The 17,256-nt window shown below is 68.5% G+C and carries 10 protein-coding genes and 1 riboswitch; of the genes, 7 read left to right on the top strand and 3 right to left on the bottom strand.

From position 1 onward, the window contains the following. From A9X00_RS05125 to pks2, 3 genes are all read right to left on the bottom strand, one after another. Positions 1-199 (bottom strand): glycosyltransferase (locus A9X00_RS05125; protein WP_197515057.1); only part of this gene is annotated, 199 nt, incomplete at its 3' end. Between the two features lie 49 nt (positions 200-248). Beyond that, positions 249-1,694 (bottom strand): condensation domain-containing protein, encoded by a 1,446-nt coding sequence (locus A9X00_RS05120; protein ID WP_067149979.1) that lies wholly within the window; start codon positions 1,692-1,694, stop codon positions 249-251. 59 nt (positions 1,695-1,753) lie between these two features. After that, entirely contained in the window at positions 1,754-8,032 is a 6,279-nt protein-coding gene (pks2, locus tag A9X00_RS05115; protein WP_067149976.1) for a type I polyketide synthase, read from the bottom strand. 974 nt (positions 8,033-9,006) lie between these two features. Between pks2 and A9X00_RS05110 the strand changes: the two genes are divergently transcribed. From A9X00_RS05110 to A9X00_RS05080, 7 genes are all read left to right on the top strand, one after another. Beyond that, on the top strand, positions 9,007-9,570 hold the full coding sequence (locus A9X00_RS05110; RefSeq protein WP_156771928.1) for a carboxymuconolactone decarboxylase family protein: 564 nt from the start codon (positions 9,007-9,009) through the stop codon (positions 9,568-9,570). A gap of 39 nt (positions 9,571-9,609) precedes the next feature. After that, complete coding sequence (locus A9X00_RS05105; RefSeq protein WP_067149970.1) at positions 9,610-10,734, top strand: nitronate monooxygenase family protein; 1,125 nt, start codon at positions 9,610-9,612, stop codon at positions 10,732-10,734. Beyond that, positions 10,731-11,375, top strand: coding sequence for a TetR/AcrR family transcriptional regulator (locus tag A9X00_RS05100; RefSeq protein ID WP_067149967.1), 645 nt, complete (start codon positions 10,731-10,733; stop codon positions 11,373-11,375). The genes A9X00_RS05105 and A9X00_RS05100 overlap by 4 nt, the downstream gene beginning before the upstream one ends. A gap of 94 nt (positions 11,376-11,469) precedes the next feature. After that, positions 11,470-11,639: riboswitch (M-box (ykoK) riboswitch) on the top strand. Positions 11,640-11,936: 297 nt separating this feature from the next. After that, the gene (locus A9X00_RS05095; protein WP_067149964.1) at positions 11,937-12,170 is read left to right on the top strand and encodes an Rv1535 family protein; all 234 of its coding nucleotides are present in this window, start codon (positions 11,937-11,939) and stop codon (positions 12,168-12,170) included. Positions 12,171-12,457: 287 nt separating this feature from the next. Further along, positions 12,458-15,583: an isoleucine--tRNA ligase gene (gene ileS, locus A9X00_RS05090; RefSeq protein WP_067149961.1), complete on the top strand. Its 3,126-nt coding sequence runs from the start codon at positions 12,458-12,460 to the stop codon at positions 15,581-15,583. Between the two features lie 93 nt (positions 15,584-15,676). Then, positions 15,677-16,540, top strand: coding sequence for a DUF559 domain-containing protein (locus tag A9X00_RS05085; RefSeq protein WP_067149958.1), 864 nt, complete (start codon positions 15,677-15,679; stop codon positions 16,538-16,540). Between the two features lie 163 nt (positions 16,541-16,703). Continuing rightward, a partial coding sequence (locus A9X00_RS05080; protein WP_197515056.1) for a hypothetical protein occupies positions 16,704-17,256 on the top strand: 553 nt, incomplete at its 3' end.

Here is a 17,256-nt window from a genome sequence, read left to right as displayed (position 1 = left end):
AGTCGGCGACGGCCACCACCTGCTCGCGCGTGTCCGGCCCGTAGGCGACGGCGGGAACCCCGGCCGACTCGACGAAGTCAACCAGGTTGGGCGGCACCGCCATTCGGACGTCATGCCCGCGGCGCCGCAGTTCCACACCGACCGTGGCACCGGGCTCGATGTCGCCGCGGGTTCCATGGGCCGCCAGGACAAACTTCATCGACGGAGCTCAGCCTTCCACTTCGCTCGAGGGCGAAGCGCTTCGCAGCTTACCTGGCTACGCGAACCGGCACCGCGGCCAGCGTGCCCGCGACGACCCGGTCGAACACCGACTTCAAGGCCTCGGTGTAGCGGATCACGGACTCGCGGGCGACCGGGTTGTTCGGGTAGGACACCATGATCGAGACCTCGTCGAACAGCCGGAACACCGTTGAGTACATGTACGCAGGGCTGCGGCCATCGGTGAACGCGGTCGCGTTCACGCCATCCAGAGCGGTGGCGACGATGCCGGACAGGGGAGGCAGGCCCGCGTCCATGTAGCTCATCATGGTGAACTGGGGTCCGTGCTTGCGCAGCCACGGCGCCAGTTCCAGGACGCGGTCGAACGGCACGTTCGCCAGATCCATGTTCGCGTCGAAGGAAGCCTGCGCGGCGCGGGCCGTTTCCTCGAACGAGTTCGGGTCGACCGGAACGGTGAACGGCACCACACCGGTGAACCAGCCCACCGTCATGAAGTCCGCCGGGCTCTTCCGCTTGTCGGTCGGGGTGAGCCCGTAATACGTTTCCGCGCCGCACAATTCGTAGTGAGCCAGGGCGGCGCACGCGAACAGGCCGCCGCTGAACCGGGCGCCCGCCTGCCGGCACAGGGCCTCGAACTGCGCCGTCTGCTCCGGGCCCAGCAGCCGCTCCACGTGGGTGTCCCCGCCGCACGGGATCGACTGGTCGCCCAGCGGCAGCGGGAAGTCCGGCAGGGTCCCGCCGTTGGCCTCGGCGAAGTCGATCCACTTGCGCACCTCCGGGGACTCCAGCGTCATTCCCGACACGATCTGGTGCTCGCGCATGCAGAAGTCGTCGTAGCTTGCCGCCGGCGGCAGCGTGACGGGCGCCTTGCCCTCGATGAGCGCGGTGTAGTTCATCACGATCTCGACGTACAGCCCCGCGAGCAACATCGGGTCGCAGTGCAGGTGGTCCACGACCGCGTACAGCGAGAAGCGGTCGTCGTGCTGGACGATGCCCAACCTGAAGCAGTCCCACTGCAGCGGGTCGGGCGTGGCCAGCACGTGGTCGCGCCATTCGAGCTCCGTCATCACGCCGTACTCCTTGGCGACGAACTGAATGTCGCGCGGGTTCTTCAGGGTGTGGCGGACGATCTTCTTGTCTTCCGTGTACTCGAACCAGCTGTGGTAGGTCGCGTGACGCCGAAGGTGCGCGTTGATGACGTAGCTCATCGCGCGAATGTCGCAGCGACCGGGCACATCCCAGGACCCCATGATCGCTCGCGAGTAGTCGAGCCCCCGCTCGCCAAACTCGACGAATCCACGCAAGTGGCCCGCCTGCATGGAGCTGGGCGGCACCGGGCTTACCGGCGCCTGCCGAGCCTTCGCGATGCAGCCGGGCGTCGGCTGCCACGTGACGACCGAACCCGGGCCCGGGTACCAGTCGTACGCGTTGCCAACTCGCAGGCTGTCGTGCTCAGAGCCTCCACCGATGAACACGTTTCCCTCCTTCTAATACCGGCCTAAGCAGTGCAGTCGACGTTGACGTAGGACCTATCTCACGCGGGTGCCGCGGCGCCCTCCTTAGGAGCCAGCTTCGAAAACAGGTGATCCGCCAAGCCGCGCACCGTGGTGATGTCGGCCGAGGTGATGCGTACCCCCGTCTGTGCCTCGATGTGCGTGCGCAATTCGAGATTGCCCAGCGAGTCGAGGCCGTATTCGGAAAGCGCGTGATCCACGTCGATGTTGCGGCGCAGGATCAGGCCGATCTGCTCGGAGAGCAGGCGCCGCAGCCGGGCGGGCCACTCGTCGAGCGGCAAGTCGGACAGCTCGGCGCGCAGTTTGCTTGAGCCCGAGCGCTTTTCGCCGGCCGACTTGAACATTTCGAGGAACTTGCTGCGTTCCGCGAAGGACGCGATCCACGGCGTCCCGATGAGCGGGCTGTAGCCGGTGTACGCGCGGTCGTGGCGCAGCAGCGCCTCGAAGGCGTACGCACCCTCGTCGGGAGCGATCGCGGCGCCGCTGCCTTCGGCGAAGTCCGCACCGCGGCCGATCTCGCCCCAAGCACCCCAGGCGATCGCGGTGGCCGGCAGGCCCTGCGCGCGTCGCCAGTGGGTGAAGGCGTCCAGCCAGCTGTTGGCCGCGGCGTAGGCGCCCTGGCCCGGCGAGCCCAGCAGGGCCGCCGCCGACGAGAACGAGCAGAACCAGTCCAGGTCCGCGGATGCGGTTGCCTCGTGCAAGTTCCACGCGCCGTACACCTTTGGCGCCCAGTCACGGTCGATCAGCTCATCGGTGATGTTGGTCAGGGTGGCATCCTCGACCACCGCGGCCGCGTGCAGCACGCCCCGCAACGGCAGACCCGTGGCGGTCGCCGTGGCCACCAATCGCGCTGCGACGTCGGCCTGGGCGATGTCGCCGCACTCGACGATCACGTCAGAACCTATCGCTCGGACGAGCTCGATCGTTTCAAGCGCCTTCTGCGAGGGCTCGGAACGCGAGCTGAGCACGATCCGACCGGCTCCGGCCGCGGCCATCTTCTCGGCCAGGAACAGCCCGAGGCCACCCAGACCACCGGTGATGATGTAGGAGCCGTCGCGCCGGAAGACCGGCGCCTGCTCGGGCGGCAGCACCACGCTGCTGCGGCCGGCCCGCGGGATGTCGAGGATGAGCTTGCCGGTGTGCTCGGCCGCGCTCATCACGCGAATCGCGGTGGCCGCCTCGGAGAGCGGGTAGTGCGTGCTCTCGGGCATCGGCAGCGCACCCTCGGCGGTCAGCCGGTAGACGGTGCTCAGCACCTGGCTGACCTGACTGGGGTGACTGACGGACATCAGGCCCAGGTCGACGCCCCAGAACGCCAGGTTGCGACGGAACGGGAACAGACCCAGCTTGGTGTCCCCGTAGATGTCGCGCTTGCCGATCTCGACGAACCGTCCGCCCAGGGCGAGCAGCTTGATCCCGGCCAGCTGCGCGGCGCCGGTCACCGAGTTGAGCACGATGTCCACGCCGTAGCCGTCGGTGTCGCGGCGGATCTGCTCGGCGAACTCGACGGAGCGCGAGTCGTAGACATGTTCGATCCCCATGTCGCGCAACAGCTGTCGACGCTGCTCGCTGCCGGCCGTGGCGAAGATCTCGGCCCCCGCCGCGCGGGCGATGGCGATGGCCGCCTGCCCGACGCCGCCGGTGCCGGAGTGGATCAGCACCTTGTCGCCGGCCTTGATCCGGGCCAGTTCGTTCAGCCCGTACCAGGCGGTGGCGTGCGCGGTCGTCACCGCGGCCGCCTGCGCGTCGCTCAGGCCCTCGGGCAGCGTAGTGGCCAGGCGCGCGTCACAGGTGACGAACGTGGCCCAGCAGCCGTTGGGGGACATGCCGCCGACGTGGTCACCGACCTTGTGGTTGGTGACGTCGGGCCCGACGGCGGTGACTACGCCCGCGAAGTCCGTGCCCAGCTGGGGCAGGATGTTGTCCAGGCTCTGGTAGCGGCCGAACGCGTTCAGCACGTCGGCGAAGTTGATGCTCGACGCGGTGACCGCCACCTCGATCTGCCCGGGCCCCGGCGGAACCCGGTCGAACGCGGCGAACTCCATCGTCTGCAGGTCACCCGGCGTGCGGATCTGCATGCGCATCCCGGCGGCGTCGTGATCGACGACGGTGGACAGCCGCTCCTCGGGACGCAGCGGGGTGGGGCACAGGCGCGCGCTGTACCACTCGTCGTTGCGCCAGGCCGTCTCGTCCTCGCCGGGGCCGGTCATCAGCAGCTGGCGCACCACCTGCTCGGCGCCGGTCTGCTCGTCGACGTCGATGTGGGTGGTGTGCAGGTGCGGGTGCTCGGCACCGATCACCCGCAGCAGGCCGCGCAGGCCGCCCTGGTCGAGGTTGGGAACGTCCTCCGACAGCACCTTCTGGGCGTTGCGGGTGATGACGAACAACCGGGGCGACTCGCCCTGAAGTTCCGGGAGCTCGCGAGCGATGCGCACCACGTGGTGGACCAAATCGCCGCCGCGCGTGGCACTTTCGTCGTCCGGGTTGCCGTTCTTCGGCTCGGTCACCACGACCACGCCGGCGAATTCGCCCTTTTCGACCTCGTCGCGCAGCCGCCCGGCCATCGCCTGGTGGTCGGCCTGCTGCGGCCAGGACAGGGTCTTGGCTTCCGCGTCGTGCAGCTTCATCGCGTCGGTGAGCGCTGCGGCCACCAGGTCGGCGGCGTCGGAGGTGCTGACCAGCAGCCACGCGCCGGTCTCGGCGGCGGCCTCGGGCAGCTGGCGTTGCTGCCATTCCACCGTCAGCAGCCGCTCGGCCATCACCTTGGCCCGCTCGCCGCTGGGCGAGATGCCGGTGCCCATCTGCAGCCCGCGCACGGTCAGCAGCACGGTCCCCTGCTTGTCCAGCACGTCGAGGTCGGCCTCCACGGCTCCACCGCTCGCCGAGGTCACCCGCGAGTAGCAGTAGCGGGCGGTGCTGACGTTGCCGTGGACCCGAAGCCGGCGAACACCGAGCGGCAACAGTAGGCCGCCCAGGCTGGCGTTCGCGACGCTGGGGTGCGCGGCGACCGACTGGAAGCAGGCGTCGAGCAGCGCCGGGTGGACCCCGTAATTCGTCTGCTGGGTCCGGATCACGCTGGGCAGCCCGATCTCGGCCAGCACCGTGGTGCCGGTTCCCTCGGCGGTGTGCGCACCGGCCAGGCCGGTGAAGGCGGGGCCGTACTGGATGCCGCACAGGTCCATGGCGTCGCGGAGGTCGGCGCCCTCAAGGCGGCTCGGGTGGGTCTCGAGCAGCTCGTCGATGTCCTGCGCGGTCGGCACGTCTTCGTCGTCGACGTCGTGCAACACCGCGGACGCACGGCGTGCCTGCATGCCGTCCTCGTTGGTTTCCACCGCGAAGGTGAGCGCGCCGGGTGTTTCAGCGGTGGCGGTGAGGCTGATGTGGGTTTCCTCGTCGAGCATCAGCATCTGCTCGAAGCGGACGTCGCGAACCTCGGATGCCTCGCCGAAGACGGTGCGCGCGGCGGCCAGCGCCATCTCGCAGTAGGCCGCGCCCGGCAGCGTGGCCGTGCCGTGGACCTGGTGGTCGGCCAGCCAGGGCAGCGTCGCCGTGCCGATGTCGGCCTGCCAGACGTGGCGCTCCGGCTCCTCGGGCAGGCGCACGTGCTGGCCCATCAGCGGGTGCACCGGGACACTGGAGGCCAGCGCGCGCGAGCTGTGCCCCTCGCGGCTCAACAGCAGCGAGCGGTGTGTCCACGCCGGCAGCGGCGCGTCGACCAGATGGCCGCCGGGGTAGAGCACGGAGAAGTCGACCGTGGCGCCGGTGGCGTAGAGGTCACCCAACAGCCCGCGCATGCCGTGGGGGAGCGGCTGTTCGCGCCGCATGGCGGCGAGGGCGGCCACCGTCATGTCGAGGCTGCGGGCGGTCTGGTCGACCGCGTGGGTCAGCAGCGGGTGGGGCGAGAGCTCGCCGAAGACGCGGTAGCCGTCCTCCAGCGCCGCCTGCACCGCGGCCGAGAATCGGACCGTGTGGCGCAGGTTGTCGACCCAGTAGTTGGCGTCGCAGTACGGCTCCTCGCGGGGGTCGAACGAGGTGGCCGAGTAGTAGGGGACCTCCGGGGTCAGCGGCTCGATCTCGGCCAGCACGTCGTACAGCTCGTCGAGGATCGGGTCGACCTGCGGCGAGTGCGAGGCCACGTCGACGGCGACCTCGCGGGCCATCACCTCACGCTGCTCCCACACCGCCACCAGCTCGCGGACCGTCTCGGTCGCGCCGCCGATGACGGTGGACTGCGGAGAGGCCACCACCGCCACCACGGCGTCGTTGACGCCGCGCGCCATCAGTTCCGAAAGCACTTGCTGGGCGGGCAGTTCCACGGACGCCATGGCGCCCGAACCGGCGATCGTGGTCATCAGTCGCGAGCGGCGGCAGATGACCCGAACCCCGTCCTCCAGCGACAGCGCCCCGGCGACGACGGCCGCCGCGGACTCGCCCATCGAGTGGCCGATCACCGCGCCGGGCCGGACCCCGTAGGACTTCATCGTGGCCGCCAGCGCGACCTGCATTGCGAAGATGGTCGGTTGCACCCGGTCGATGCCGGTGACCTTCTCGGGCGCGGTCAGCGCCTCGGTGACGGAGAACCCGGACTCGTGGGCGATCAGCGGCTCGATCTCGGCGATGGCCGCGGCGAACGCGGGCTCCTTCGCCAGCAGGTCGGTCCCCATCGTGGCCCACTGCGACCCCTGCCCGGAGAACACCCAGACCGGGCCGCGCTCCTCCTGGCCGACCACTTCCTGAAAGAGGGCGTCGCCGTTGGCGACGTCCCGCAGGGCCGCCAGCAGCTCCGCGGTGTCGCTGGCCAGCACGGTGGTGCGCACGGAGCGGTGGCCGCGCTTGCGGGCGAGCGTGTAGGCCAGGTCCGACGCCGCCAGCTCCGAGAGGTGGGCCTCGACCCAGTCCGCCAGCCGTGCTGCGGTTTCGCGCAGACTGTCGTCCGAGGTGGCCGACAGCGGGAAAAGCAGCGTGCCGTCGTGGCCCGGCCGGGTCGCCGCGCCGTTGCGCGACAGGGGCTCGGGAGCTTGCTCGACGATCGCGTGCACGTTGGTGCCGGAGATTCCGTACGCCGACACCGCCGCGCGCCGCGGTTGCTCGCCATTCAGCGGCCACGGCGTATTCTCTTGCGGCACAAACAATCCGGTGTCGATCCGGGCCATTTCGTCGGGCAGGTTTTCGAAGTGCAGGTTCTTGGGAACGACGCCGTGCTGGACGGAGAGAATCGCCTTCATCATCCCCAGCGCACCCGCGGCGGCCTGGGTGTGGCCGAAGTTCGTCTTCGAGGCGCCGAGGACGCAGGGGTTGCCGATGCCGTATACCTCGGCCAGGCTGCCGTATTCGATCGGGTCGCCGACGGGGGTGCCCGTGCCGTGCGCCTCGACCATGCCGACGGTGCCGGCGTCCACGCCCGCCGCCGCGAGCGCCGCGCGGTAAACCGCGGACTGCGCCTCGCCGGACGGCATCGCGATGTTCATGGTGTGGCCGTCCTGGTTGGCGGCCGTGGCGCGGATCACACCGAGGATCCGGTCGCCGTCGCGCTGCGCGTCGGTGAGGCGCTTGAGCAGCAGCACCACGCAGCCCTCGCCGGAGACGAAGCCGTCGGCCTTGACGTCGAACGCGTAGCAGTGCCCGGTGCCCGACAGCATCCCCCCGGCCGACGCGGAGGCGGACCGGCGCGGTTCCAGCATCACGTTCACGCCACCGGCGAATGCGAGGTTGCTCTCTCCGTCGTTGAGGCTGCGGCAGGCCTGGTGGATGGCGAACAGGCCGGATGAGCACGCGGTGTCGATCGTCACCGCGGGACCGTGCAGGCCGAGCGCGTAGGCGATGCGCCCGGACGCCATGCAGGAGATGGTGCCGGGGTTTCCGTACGGACCGTCGAAGGCGTCGGTGGCGGCGTGGACGAATTGGTAGTCGCCGTAGTTCAATCCGACGAAAACGCCCGTTTCCTCGGCCATCGTGTCTTTGGTGAGGCCGGCATGTTCCATGGCCTCCCACGCGGTTTCCATCAGCAACCGGTGCTGGGGGTCCATCGCGGTGGCTTCTTTTTCGGTGATGCCGAAGAACTCGGGGTCGAAGTCGCCGACGTTGTCGAGGAACGAGCCCCACTTGCAGACGGACCGGCCAGGCACGCCCGGCTCGGGGTCGTAGTAGTAGTCGACGTCCCAGCGTTCGGCGGGAATTTCCTTGACAAGGTCGTCGCCACGGAGCAACGCTTCCCAAAAGAGGTCAGGTGAGTCGATTCCCCCTGGCAGCCGGCATGCCATCCCGATGACGGCAACCGGAGTCACGCCTGCCTTATCCACAGTCCTTCACCTCTCCTTGCCTATCCACAAGTTCCTATCACTGCTGCCCGCTCTTATCTGGGCTTCGAGAAATCTCGTCGAATTTTTTTGTGCGAGCTGGCAACTCCGCCGCAACGCCCCAAAAAACCCACCGACCCCCGCATCGAAGCCCACCCGTAAGAACATGGCGCGATCAGCAGCGTAGCGGCTTCGGTTCTCACGCGTGGAAAAATCGTGCGAACGTACAAAAATTTAACAATGCGCTGGCCAGGGCCGGTCGACGCCGGGCTTGGCCAATGGCCCAGACGCATACTTTTGGGACGGTATTCGGCCATTGCGTCGTCCCGCCGTCGCCGCCAGAGGCGCTGTCCGCCAAGGTCTCCGGCGTTTACCTGCCCGAACGGGCGTCGACCAGGGACGTTGTCGGCGCGAGGCGTCGAGGCCAGCCCGAGGCAGCCGACCCGCGCGGGCCGAGGCAGCGACCTAAATTGGGCGCACCGATGCCGTGCATCGAGGATGCGTAATCAGGTCATGGTAGGGACTATTGCGAAACTCCGCAGGGAAATCGCTGAAATCTTTAAGATTGCAAGTTAAGTCCGACTGAATTGTGGCGAGATTCATACTTCGCCGTGATTGCCGCGCCCGGATGGAGGCCGACGCGCCGGGGCAGGTGAGGCGCCGGAGACCGATCACGGACCGATCACGGGCTTTGAATTCATCCGCTGGCGAGGGCCGGGCGATGCCATCGGGCGCCCGGCGCGAAGCCGACGTCGTCGCGGTATCCATCTGGGCGCCAAAGGTATTCGCGCACGCCGCCGTGGCGCGACGCTCGCGGGAACCGTTGTTTTCACCGGTCCGGCACCGCGTTGCGGCGTTGCGGCTCCGGGCTTTTCGTTCATCGTTCTTTCGGTCGTATGTCTGCTGGTGGTGGCTACCATTGCGGTGAACGCGAGGTGTCCACCAGTGGACGGAGTACTCACACCATGACCTCACCTATCGGACAAGCCCGGGTCCCCAGATTGCCGCTTGACGTGGCCAAGGCCGCCGCGGACGAGGCCGCGGTGCCCGACTACATGGCGGAGCTCAGCATCTTCCAGGTTCTGCTGAACCATCCGCCGCTGGCGCGCGGCATCAACGACCTGCTGGCCACGATGCTCTGGCACGGTGCCCTGGACCCACGGCTGCGCGAGCTGGCCATCATGCGGATCGGCTGGCTCACCGCCTGCGAGTACGAGTGGACCCAGCACTGGCGGGTGGCGTCGGGGTTGGGCGTGAGCGCCGACGACCTGCTCGGCGTCCGCGATTGGCGCACATACGAGGGCTTCGGGCCGGCCGAGCGCGCGGTGCTCGCGGCCACCGACGACGTGGTGCGCGACGGCGCGGTCAGCGCCGAGAGCTGGGCCGCGTGCGAACGCGAATTGCAAGGGGACACAACGGTTCTCATCGAACTCGTCACCGCCATCGGGGCGTGGCGAATGGTCGCGTCGATCCTGCGCAGCCTGCAGGTCCCGTTGGAGGAGGGCGTGTCCAGCTGGCCGCCGGACGGCCGGTCGCCCTAACCGATTGACTTATCAGTCAGTAACTCCTAGCGTCGGGCAATGCGAACCAGGGTCGCCGAGATGCTCGGCGTTGAGTTTCCGATCTGCGCCTTCAGCCATTGTCGCGACGTGGTGGCCGCGGTAACCAACGCCGGCGGGTTCGGGATTCTCGGCGCCGTCGCGCACAGTCCCCAGCGCCTGCACAACGAGCTCACCTGGATCGAGGAGCAGACGGGCGGCAAGCCCTACGGCGTCGACCTGCTGTTGCCGCCCAAATACGTCGGCGCCGAGCAGGGTGGGATCGACGCCAATCAGGCGCGCGAGCTGCTGCCCGAGGAGCACCGCGCGTTCGTCGAGGACATCCTGTCCCGCTACGGCGTCGTGGCCCCCGCCGAGGAGCCCAGGGCGTCCTCCGGGGGCCTGAACATCTCGCCCAAGGGCTACGAGCCGCTGCTGGACGTGGCCTTCGAGCACGACATACGGCTGATCGCCAGCGCCCTCGGGCCGCCGCCGGCCGACCTCGTCCAGCGCGCCCACGACCAGGACGTCCTGGTGGCCGCCCTCGCGGGCACCACGCAGCACGCGCGGCGGCATGCGGCCGCGGGCGTGGACCTGATCGTCGCGCAGGGCACCGAGGCGGGCGGCCACACCGGCGAGGTGGCGACCATGGTGCTGGTCCCCGAGGTGGTGGACGCCGTATCGCCGGTGCCCGTGCTCGCCGCCGGCGGGATCGCGCGGGGCCGCCAGGTCGCCGCCGCCCTGGCACTGGGGGCCGAGGGGGTGTGGTGCGGGTCGGTGTGGCTGACCACCGAAGAGGCCGAGACGGTCCCCGTGGTCAAGGAGAAGTTCTTGGCGGCCAGCTCCTCGGACACGGTGCGCTCCCGGTCGATGACCGGTAAGCCGGCGCGGATGCTGCGCACCGCCTGGACCGACGAGTGGGAACGGCCCGACACCCCCGATCCGCTCGGCATGCCGCTGCAGACCGCGCTGGTCACCGGCTCCCAGGTTCGCATCAACCAGGCCGCCACCAATCCGGACTCCAAGGCGCGCGAGCTGGCGACGTACTTCGTCGGCCAGGTGGTCGGTTCGCTCGACCGGGTCCGCCCGGTCCGCTCGGTGGTGCTCGACATGGTCGAGGAATTCATCGACACCATCGGCCGGCTCGACGGCCTGGTCGATTCGTGACCAGCGCGACCCGCCGGCGCCGCGCGGTCAGCGACGAGGACAAGTCGCAGCGGCGCGAGCAGATCATGGCGGCCGCCAAAGAAGTGTTCGCGCACAAAGGGTTTCATGCGACGACGATCGCCGACATCGCCAAGCGGGCCGGCCTGGCCTACGGCTCGGTCTATTGGTACTTCGACTCCAAGGACGAGCTGTTCCACGCGTTGATGGCGGCCGAGGAGGGCGCGCTGCGGGCCCATGTCGCTGCGGCGCTGGGGGTTTCGGCCGGGAAGCTCGCGCAAGAGGAGGCGCTTCGGGTCGCGGTGCGGGCGACGCTGGAGTTCTTCGAGTCCGACAAGGCGACGGTCAAGCTGCTGCTGCGGGACCCCTGCGCGCTGGGTGAGCGATTCGAGAAACATCTCGGCGGGATCTACGAGCGCTTCATCGACGACATCGAAAGCTTCATCGTCGCCGCCCAGGAGCGTGGTGAGGTGGTCACCGCCCCGCCGCGCATGGTGGCCTACACGCTGGCGGCGCTGGTGGGCCAGTTGGCGCAACGGCGGCTGAGCACCGACGACGACGTTACCGCTGCTCAGGTCGCGGATTTTGTGGTGGCGCTGGTGCTCGACGGGCTGCGCCCGCGCGGCGCGGGTGAAGCTTGTTAAATCCTGTGTGCCCGCGTAATGACTGCATAAAGATTCGGCCACGACGACCAGATCACATTGACCGCGTCATGGCGGTCATGCATGATCGGTCGCGTATGCACCTCGTTAGGTGAGGCGTCTACGCGAATACAGGCCACTGACCCCGAACGTCGAAAGACGCCCCGGGTCAGGACAGCTCCTCCCGGCTTAAGGGTTGAGCCCAGGTGGCTTCCGAGGAATCGGACACGTCGTGTAGTGCCAAAGCTCTGACGAGAGGGGTGCGGATCTCCGGCATTCGCCGGTTTCTGTACTCCTTTTGGTGCGCGTGGATCGCGCGGGCAACCGCACGCTCCGTGTTGGTCGAGCGACGTCGAGGAGGTGAGGGACGCATGAGTTCCAGCGATAGTCCGGGTCGAAGTCCGGGCTGTGTTCCGTCCCGATCCGACCTGACGCGCGACGTTCTCCGCTGAGTCGTCGCAACGCTAATCGGCTTACCCGCCAAGCGTTCTCGGATCGGAACCACAACGGGATGGGACACGTCAGTCCAATCAACGCTCGTTTGGATTCTGTCAGGAGACCATCATGACCGCAGTTCTGCACGACGAAGTGGTAACCGTCGCGCCCGCCCGCAAGCTGACCGTGGTGCGCGACACGACTCCGGCTCCCGCGCCCAAGAAGGCACCGCGCCGGGCCGAGGGCACGACCATCGTCATCAGCGACCCGCTGGTGGACGGCGCCGCTCACTTCTTGGCCATCGGCGTGCGTCACGTGTACGCCGCGCTGTGGCGCGTTGGCGTGCTCGATGTCCGGGCCTAAATGCCTCCAAGGGGCTACCCGGCCGCAGGGCCGCCCTGAGGCCAGGTAGCCCCTTGGAGGGCGGGGTTTGAGTAGAATCGATCCAATGGCATCGATCCGGCGATCACCGGGGAGCCTTCGGAAGAACGGCCGGCAGGCTCAGTAGAACCGAACGGGTAGGCCCGTCACAGCCTTCATCGAGCGGTCGCGTGCAAGCGCGGCAAGCGGGGTGGTACCGCGGCGCTCGCGCACCTTGCGCGTCGTCGTCCCCGGCCTGAGCAGGATGGCCACAGGAGACGACACAGACCGTGACCGAGAACGCTGACGTCAAGGCGTACCCGAAGCTGGCCGGCGGGGCGCCCGATTTCCCGGCGCTCGAAGTCGAGGTTCTCGACTACTGGGCCCGCGACGACACCTTCCGGGCCAGCATCGCCCGCCGCGACGGCGCCCCGGAGTACGTGTTCTACGATGGGCCGCCGTTCGCCAACGGGCTGCCCCACTACGGTCACCTGCTCACCGGGTACGTCAAGGACATCGTGCCGCGGTATCGCACCATGCGCGGCTACAAGGTGGAGCGCCGGTTCGGCTGGGACACCCACGGGCTGCCCGCCGAACTGGAGGTCGAACGCCAGCTCGGCATCAACGACAAGTCCCAGATCGACGACATGGGGATCGCCGCGTTCAACGACGCGTGCCGCGAATCGGTGCTGCGCTACACCGACGAGTGGCAGGCGTACGTGACGCGCCAGGCCCGCTGGGTCGACTTCGACAACGACTACAAGACGCTGGATCCCACCTACATGGAGTCGGTGATCTGGGCGTTCAAGCAGCTGTGGGACAAGGGCCTGGCGTATGAGGGCTATCGGGTGCTGCCGTACTGCTGGCGCGACGAAACCCCGCTGTCCAACCACGAATTGCGGATGGACGACGACGTCTACCAAAGTCGCCAGGAGCCGGCCCTGACGGTGGGCTTCAAGGTCACGGGCGGCGACCTGGACGGGGCCCACCTGCTGGTGTGGACGACGACGCCGTGGACCTTGCCGTCGAACCTCGCGGTGGCCGTGAACCCGGAGGTGACCTACGTGGCGGTCGAGGTGGACGGCCGTCGCTTCGTGCTGGCGGAGGCGCGGCTGGCGGCGTACGCGCGGGAGTTGGGCGAAGAGCCGGAGGTGCTGGGTACCTATCGGGGCGCGGACCTACTGGGTCTGCGCTATGTTCCGCCGTTCCCGTATTTCATGGATACGGACAACGCCTTCCGGGTGCTTCCGGGTGACTTTGTGACCACCGAGGACGGCACCGGGATCGTGCACATGGCGCCGGCCTACGGCGAGGACGACATGGCGGTCTGCGAGGCGGCCGGCATCGCGCCGGTGACCCCGGTCGACTCCAAGGGCCGCTTCGACTCCACCGTCCCGGACTACAAGGGGCAGCACGTTTTTGACGCGAACCCGCACATCATCCGCGACCTGAAGAACCAGAGCGGACCGGCGGAGGCCAACGGCGCGGTGTTGATCCGCCACGAGACCTACGAGCACCCCTACCCGCACTGCTGGCGATGCCGCAATCCGCTGATCTATCGGGCGGTGTCGTCGTGGTTCGTCGCGGTCACCGAATTCCGGGACCGCATGGTCGAACTCAACCAGCAGATCACCTGGTACCCCGAACACGTCAAGAACGGTCAGTTCGGCAAGTGGCTGCAGGGCGCGCGGGACTGGTCCATCTCGCGAAACCGCTACTGGGGCACGCCGATTCCGGTGTGGAAGTCCGACGACCCGGCCTATCCGCGCGTCGACGTCTATGGCAGCCTCGACGAGCTGGAGCGCGATTTCGGGGTGCGGCCCACCAACTTGCACCGTCCCTACATCGACGAGCTGACCCGGCCCAACCCCGACGACCCCTCGGGGCGCAGCACGATGCGGCGCATCCCCGACGTGCTCGACGTGTGGTTCGACTCGGGCTCGATGCCCTATGCGCAGGTGCATTACCCGTTCGAAAACCGCGACTGGTTCGACGGGCACTACCCGGGTGATTTCATCGTCGAGTACATCGGCCAGACACGCGGCTGGTTTTACACCCTGCACGTGCTGGCCACCGCGCTGTTCGACCGTCCGGCGTTCAAAACGTGTGTCGCGCACGGGATTGTGCTGGGCTCCGACGGCCAGAAGATGAGCAAGTCGCTGCGCAACTACCCCGACGTTTCGGAGGTGTTCGATCGCGACGGCTCCGATGCGATGCGGTGGTTCCTGATGGCCTCGCCGATCCTGCGCGGCGGCAACCTCATCGTCACCGAGCAGGGCATCCGCGAAGGCGTGCGCCAGGTGTTGCTGCCGTTGTGGAACGCCTACAGCTTCCTGGCCCTCTACGCGCCGAAAGTCGGTAACTGGCGCACGGATTCGGCCAACGTGCTGGACCGCTACATCCTGGCCAAGCTGGCGCAGCTGCGCGACGACCTGACCGGGTCGATGGATGTCTGCGACATCTCGGGGGCCTGCGAACAGCTGCGCCAGTTCACCGAGGCGTTGACGAATTGGTATGTGCGACGATCGCGTTCGCGGTTCTGGGAGGAGGACGCCGACGCCATCGACACGTTGCACACCGTGCTGGAGGTGAGCGGCCGGCTGGCCGCCCCGCTGTTGCCGTCGGTCACCGAGATCATTTGGCGCGGTCTGACCTTCGAGCGCTCGGTGCACTTGACTGATTGGCCCGAAGCGGACGCGCTGCCCGCGGATCTCGACCTGGTCGCCGCGATGGATCAGGTCCGGGAGGTCTGCTCGGCGGCGTCGTCGCTGCGCAAGGCCAAGAAGCTGCGGGTGCGCCTGCCGTTGCCGAAGCTCACCGTGGCCGTGGAGAACCCGCGGCGGCTCGAGCCGTTCGTCGACCTGATCGCCGATGAGCTCAACGTCAAGCGGGTCGAACTGACCAACGCGATCGACACGTACGGCCGCTTCGAGCTCACCGTCAACGCGCGGGTGGCCGGCCCGCGGCTGGGCAAGGACGTGCAGGCGGCGATCAAGGCGGTCAAGGCCGGCGAGGGCGTCGTCAACCCCGACGGCACCCTGACGGCAGGTCCCGCGGTGCTGCAGCCCGACGAGTACAGCTCCCGGCTGGTGGCCGCCGACCCGGATTACACGGCGGCGCTGCCCGACGGGTCCGGCCTGGTGGTGCTCGACGGCACCGTGACCCCGGAGTTGGAGGCCGAGGGCTGGGCCAAGGACCGGATCCGCGAGCTGCAGGAACTGCGCAAGTCGACCGGGCTGGACGTGTCCGACCGGATCAGCGTGGTGATGTCGGTGCCCGGCGAGCGGGCCGACTGGGCGCGTACGCATGCAGAACTCATTGCGGGGGAGATCCTCGCGACCAGCTTCGAGTTCGGCGAGCCCGCCGGCGGCTCAGAGATCGGCGACGGCGTTCGCGTGGTCATCACCAAGGCCTGACCGCGAAAGTGCAACTGGCGACACGTTTCCCGAGTAGGGGCGTCGGTAGTTGCACTTTCGCGTGTTGTCGGCGGGCCGTGGCAGTCTGCGGCGATGGGGAAGGGAACACCATTCGTTGGCACACATGCCGTCGGCGCGGGCGCGTTGACGGAACGTGAGCTGCGACGGTCGTGCACGCGGATTTATCGCAATGTCTACCAACGCCGCGACAGCGCGCTGACCGCGAGAGACCGGGCGCTGGCGGCCTGGCTGTGGTCAGGAAAGCAGGCGGTCGTGGCGGGGAACTCCGCGGCCGCATTGCTCGGCGCGGAGTGGGTCGACCCTGAGTCACCGGCGGAACTCATCAGCGGGCGCAAACGTCCGCCACCGCTGATCGTCACTCGGAACGAGTCGCTTTTGGAGGGTGAGGTCACAGTTGTCAATGGCGTGGCGGTCACCTCGCCGGCCCGCACCGCGTTCGACCTGGGGCGGCGTCCCGGCCTGGTTCCCGCCGTCATCGCGGTCGATTCGTTGGCGAGGGCTACCGGGCTGGCGGTCCGTGATGTCGAACCGCTGACGGTGGCACACCGGGGCGCCCGCGGCATGAAGCAGCTGCGGCAGGTGCTCGCGCTCGCCGATGCGGGTGCGGAATCGCCTCAGGAGACCAGGACCAGGCTCGCGATCATCTTCGCCGGTTTGCCCAGACCGCGGACTCAGATAGCCATATGTAACGAGTGGTACGCCGTGGTTGCGCGCATCGACATGGGCTGGGAGCAGTGGCGCGTGGGTGTCGAGTACGACGGCGCCCAGCACTGGACCGACGCGCGCGTCCGTGCCAGGGACATCGACCGCACGGCCGAGTTGGAGCGACGGGGCTGGCGCATCATCCGGGTGAGTGCCGACCTCTTGCGCCACAGGCCGGAGGTTCTCATCGCTCGGATCCGCGAAGCCTTGCAGGCCGCGGGCTGTGCGTGCTGACCGCGAAAGTGCAGTTAGCGACCTATTTCGCGAGTGAGGGCGTCGCTAGTTGCACTCTCGCGGCAGAAAAGTTTCCAAAAAAGTGTCCGACCCATTGCGGGTGGCTGCTCGTACCTATGACAGCGGCCCAACGGGGGCCGCGACGACATTAAGGGAACACACCATGAGCACCATCGAAGACTTCCAGTCCGCGACATTCGCCGCCATCCCGCACGACGACCTGACGGTCGCCGAGGCGTGGGCGTCCAGCCCGCTGGGCAACCCCTCGGCCGGAGACTTCCGGTCGGCTACGTTCGCCGCCATCCCGCACGAGGACCTCACGGTCGGCGAGGCGTGGGCGTCGAGCCCGTTGGGCGACCCTTCCATCGAAGACGGATCCCTGTCGGAGCCCGCACGGTTTGAGGATTTCCCGCCCACGACCGTGACCGAGCAGCCGCGATCGCGGGCGACGACCATCCTGATGGCCGCCGCGGTGGTCGCCGGGCTCGGGGTGGTCGGCGGGGGGGGCAACGACGACCGGCGCGGGCGCGGGGCCGTTCCAAACCGGCGCGCCCCCACCGTTGACGGGTCCGGCCGGCAATTGCGCGGCGGCGGGAGGCGTAGCGAGCGGCGGGGCCGGCGCCCCGGGCGCCGGCGCGCCCGCGGGGGGCGCCGGGGGCGTGCCCGCCCCGCCGCGGGGGTTCGGGGCGCCGCCGGGCGGGGTGGCCGGGTTGGCC

Source organism: Mycobacterium sp. 1245805.9 (assembly GCF_001672915.1).
GTDB lineage: Bacteria > Actinomycetota > Actinomycetes > Mycobacteriales > Mycobacteriaceae > Mycobacterium.
Note: the sequence above shows the minus strand (reverse complement) of the source record. Positions and strands in the feature narration are given on the sequence as shown.

Excerpts from the sequence above, each read along its gene's own strand:
- A9X00_RS05085 (WP_067149958.1), top strand. The coding sequence starts at position 15,677 with ATGGGGAAGGGAACACCATTCGTTGGCACACATGCCGTCGGCGCGGGC.
- A9X00_RS05105 (WP_067149970.1), top strand. The coding sequence starts at position 9,610 with ATGCGAACCAGGGTCGCCGAGATGCTCGGCGTTGAGTTTCCGATCTGC.
- A9X00_RS05095 (WP_067149964.1), top strand. The coding sequence starts at position 11,937 with ATGACCGCAGTTCTGCACGACGAAGTGGTAACCGTCGCGCCCGCCCGC.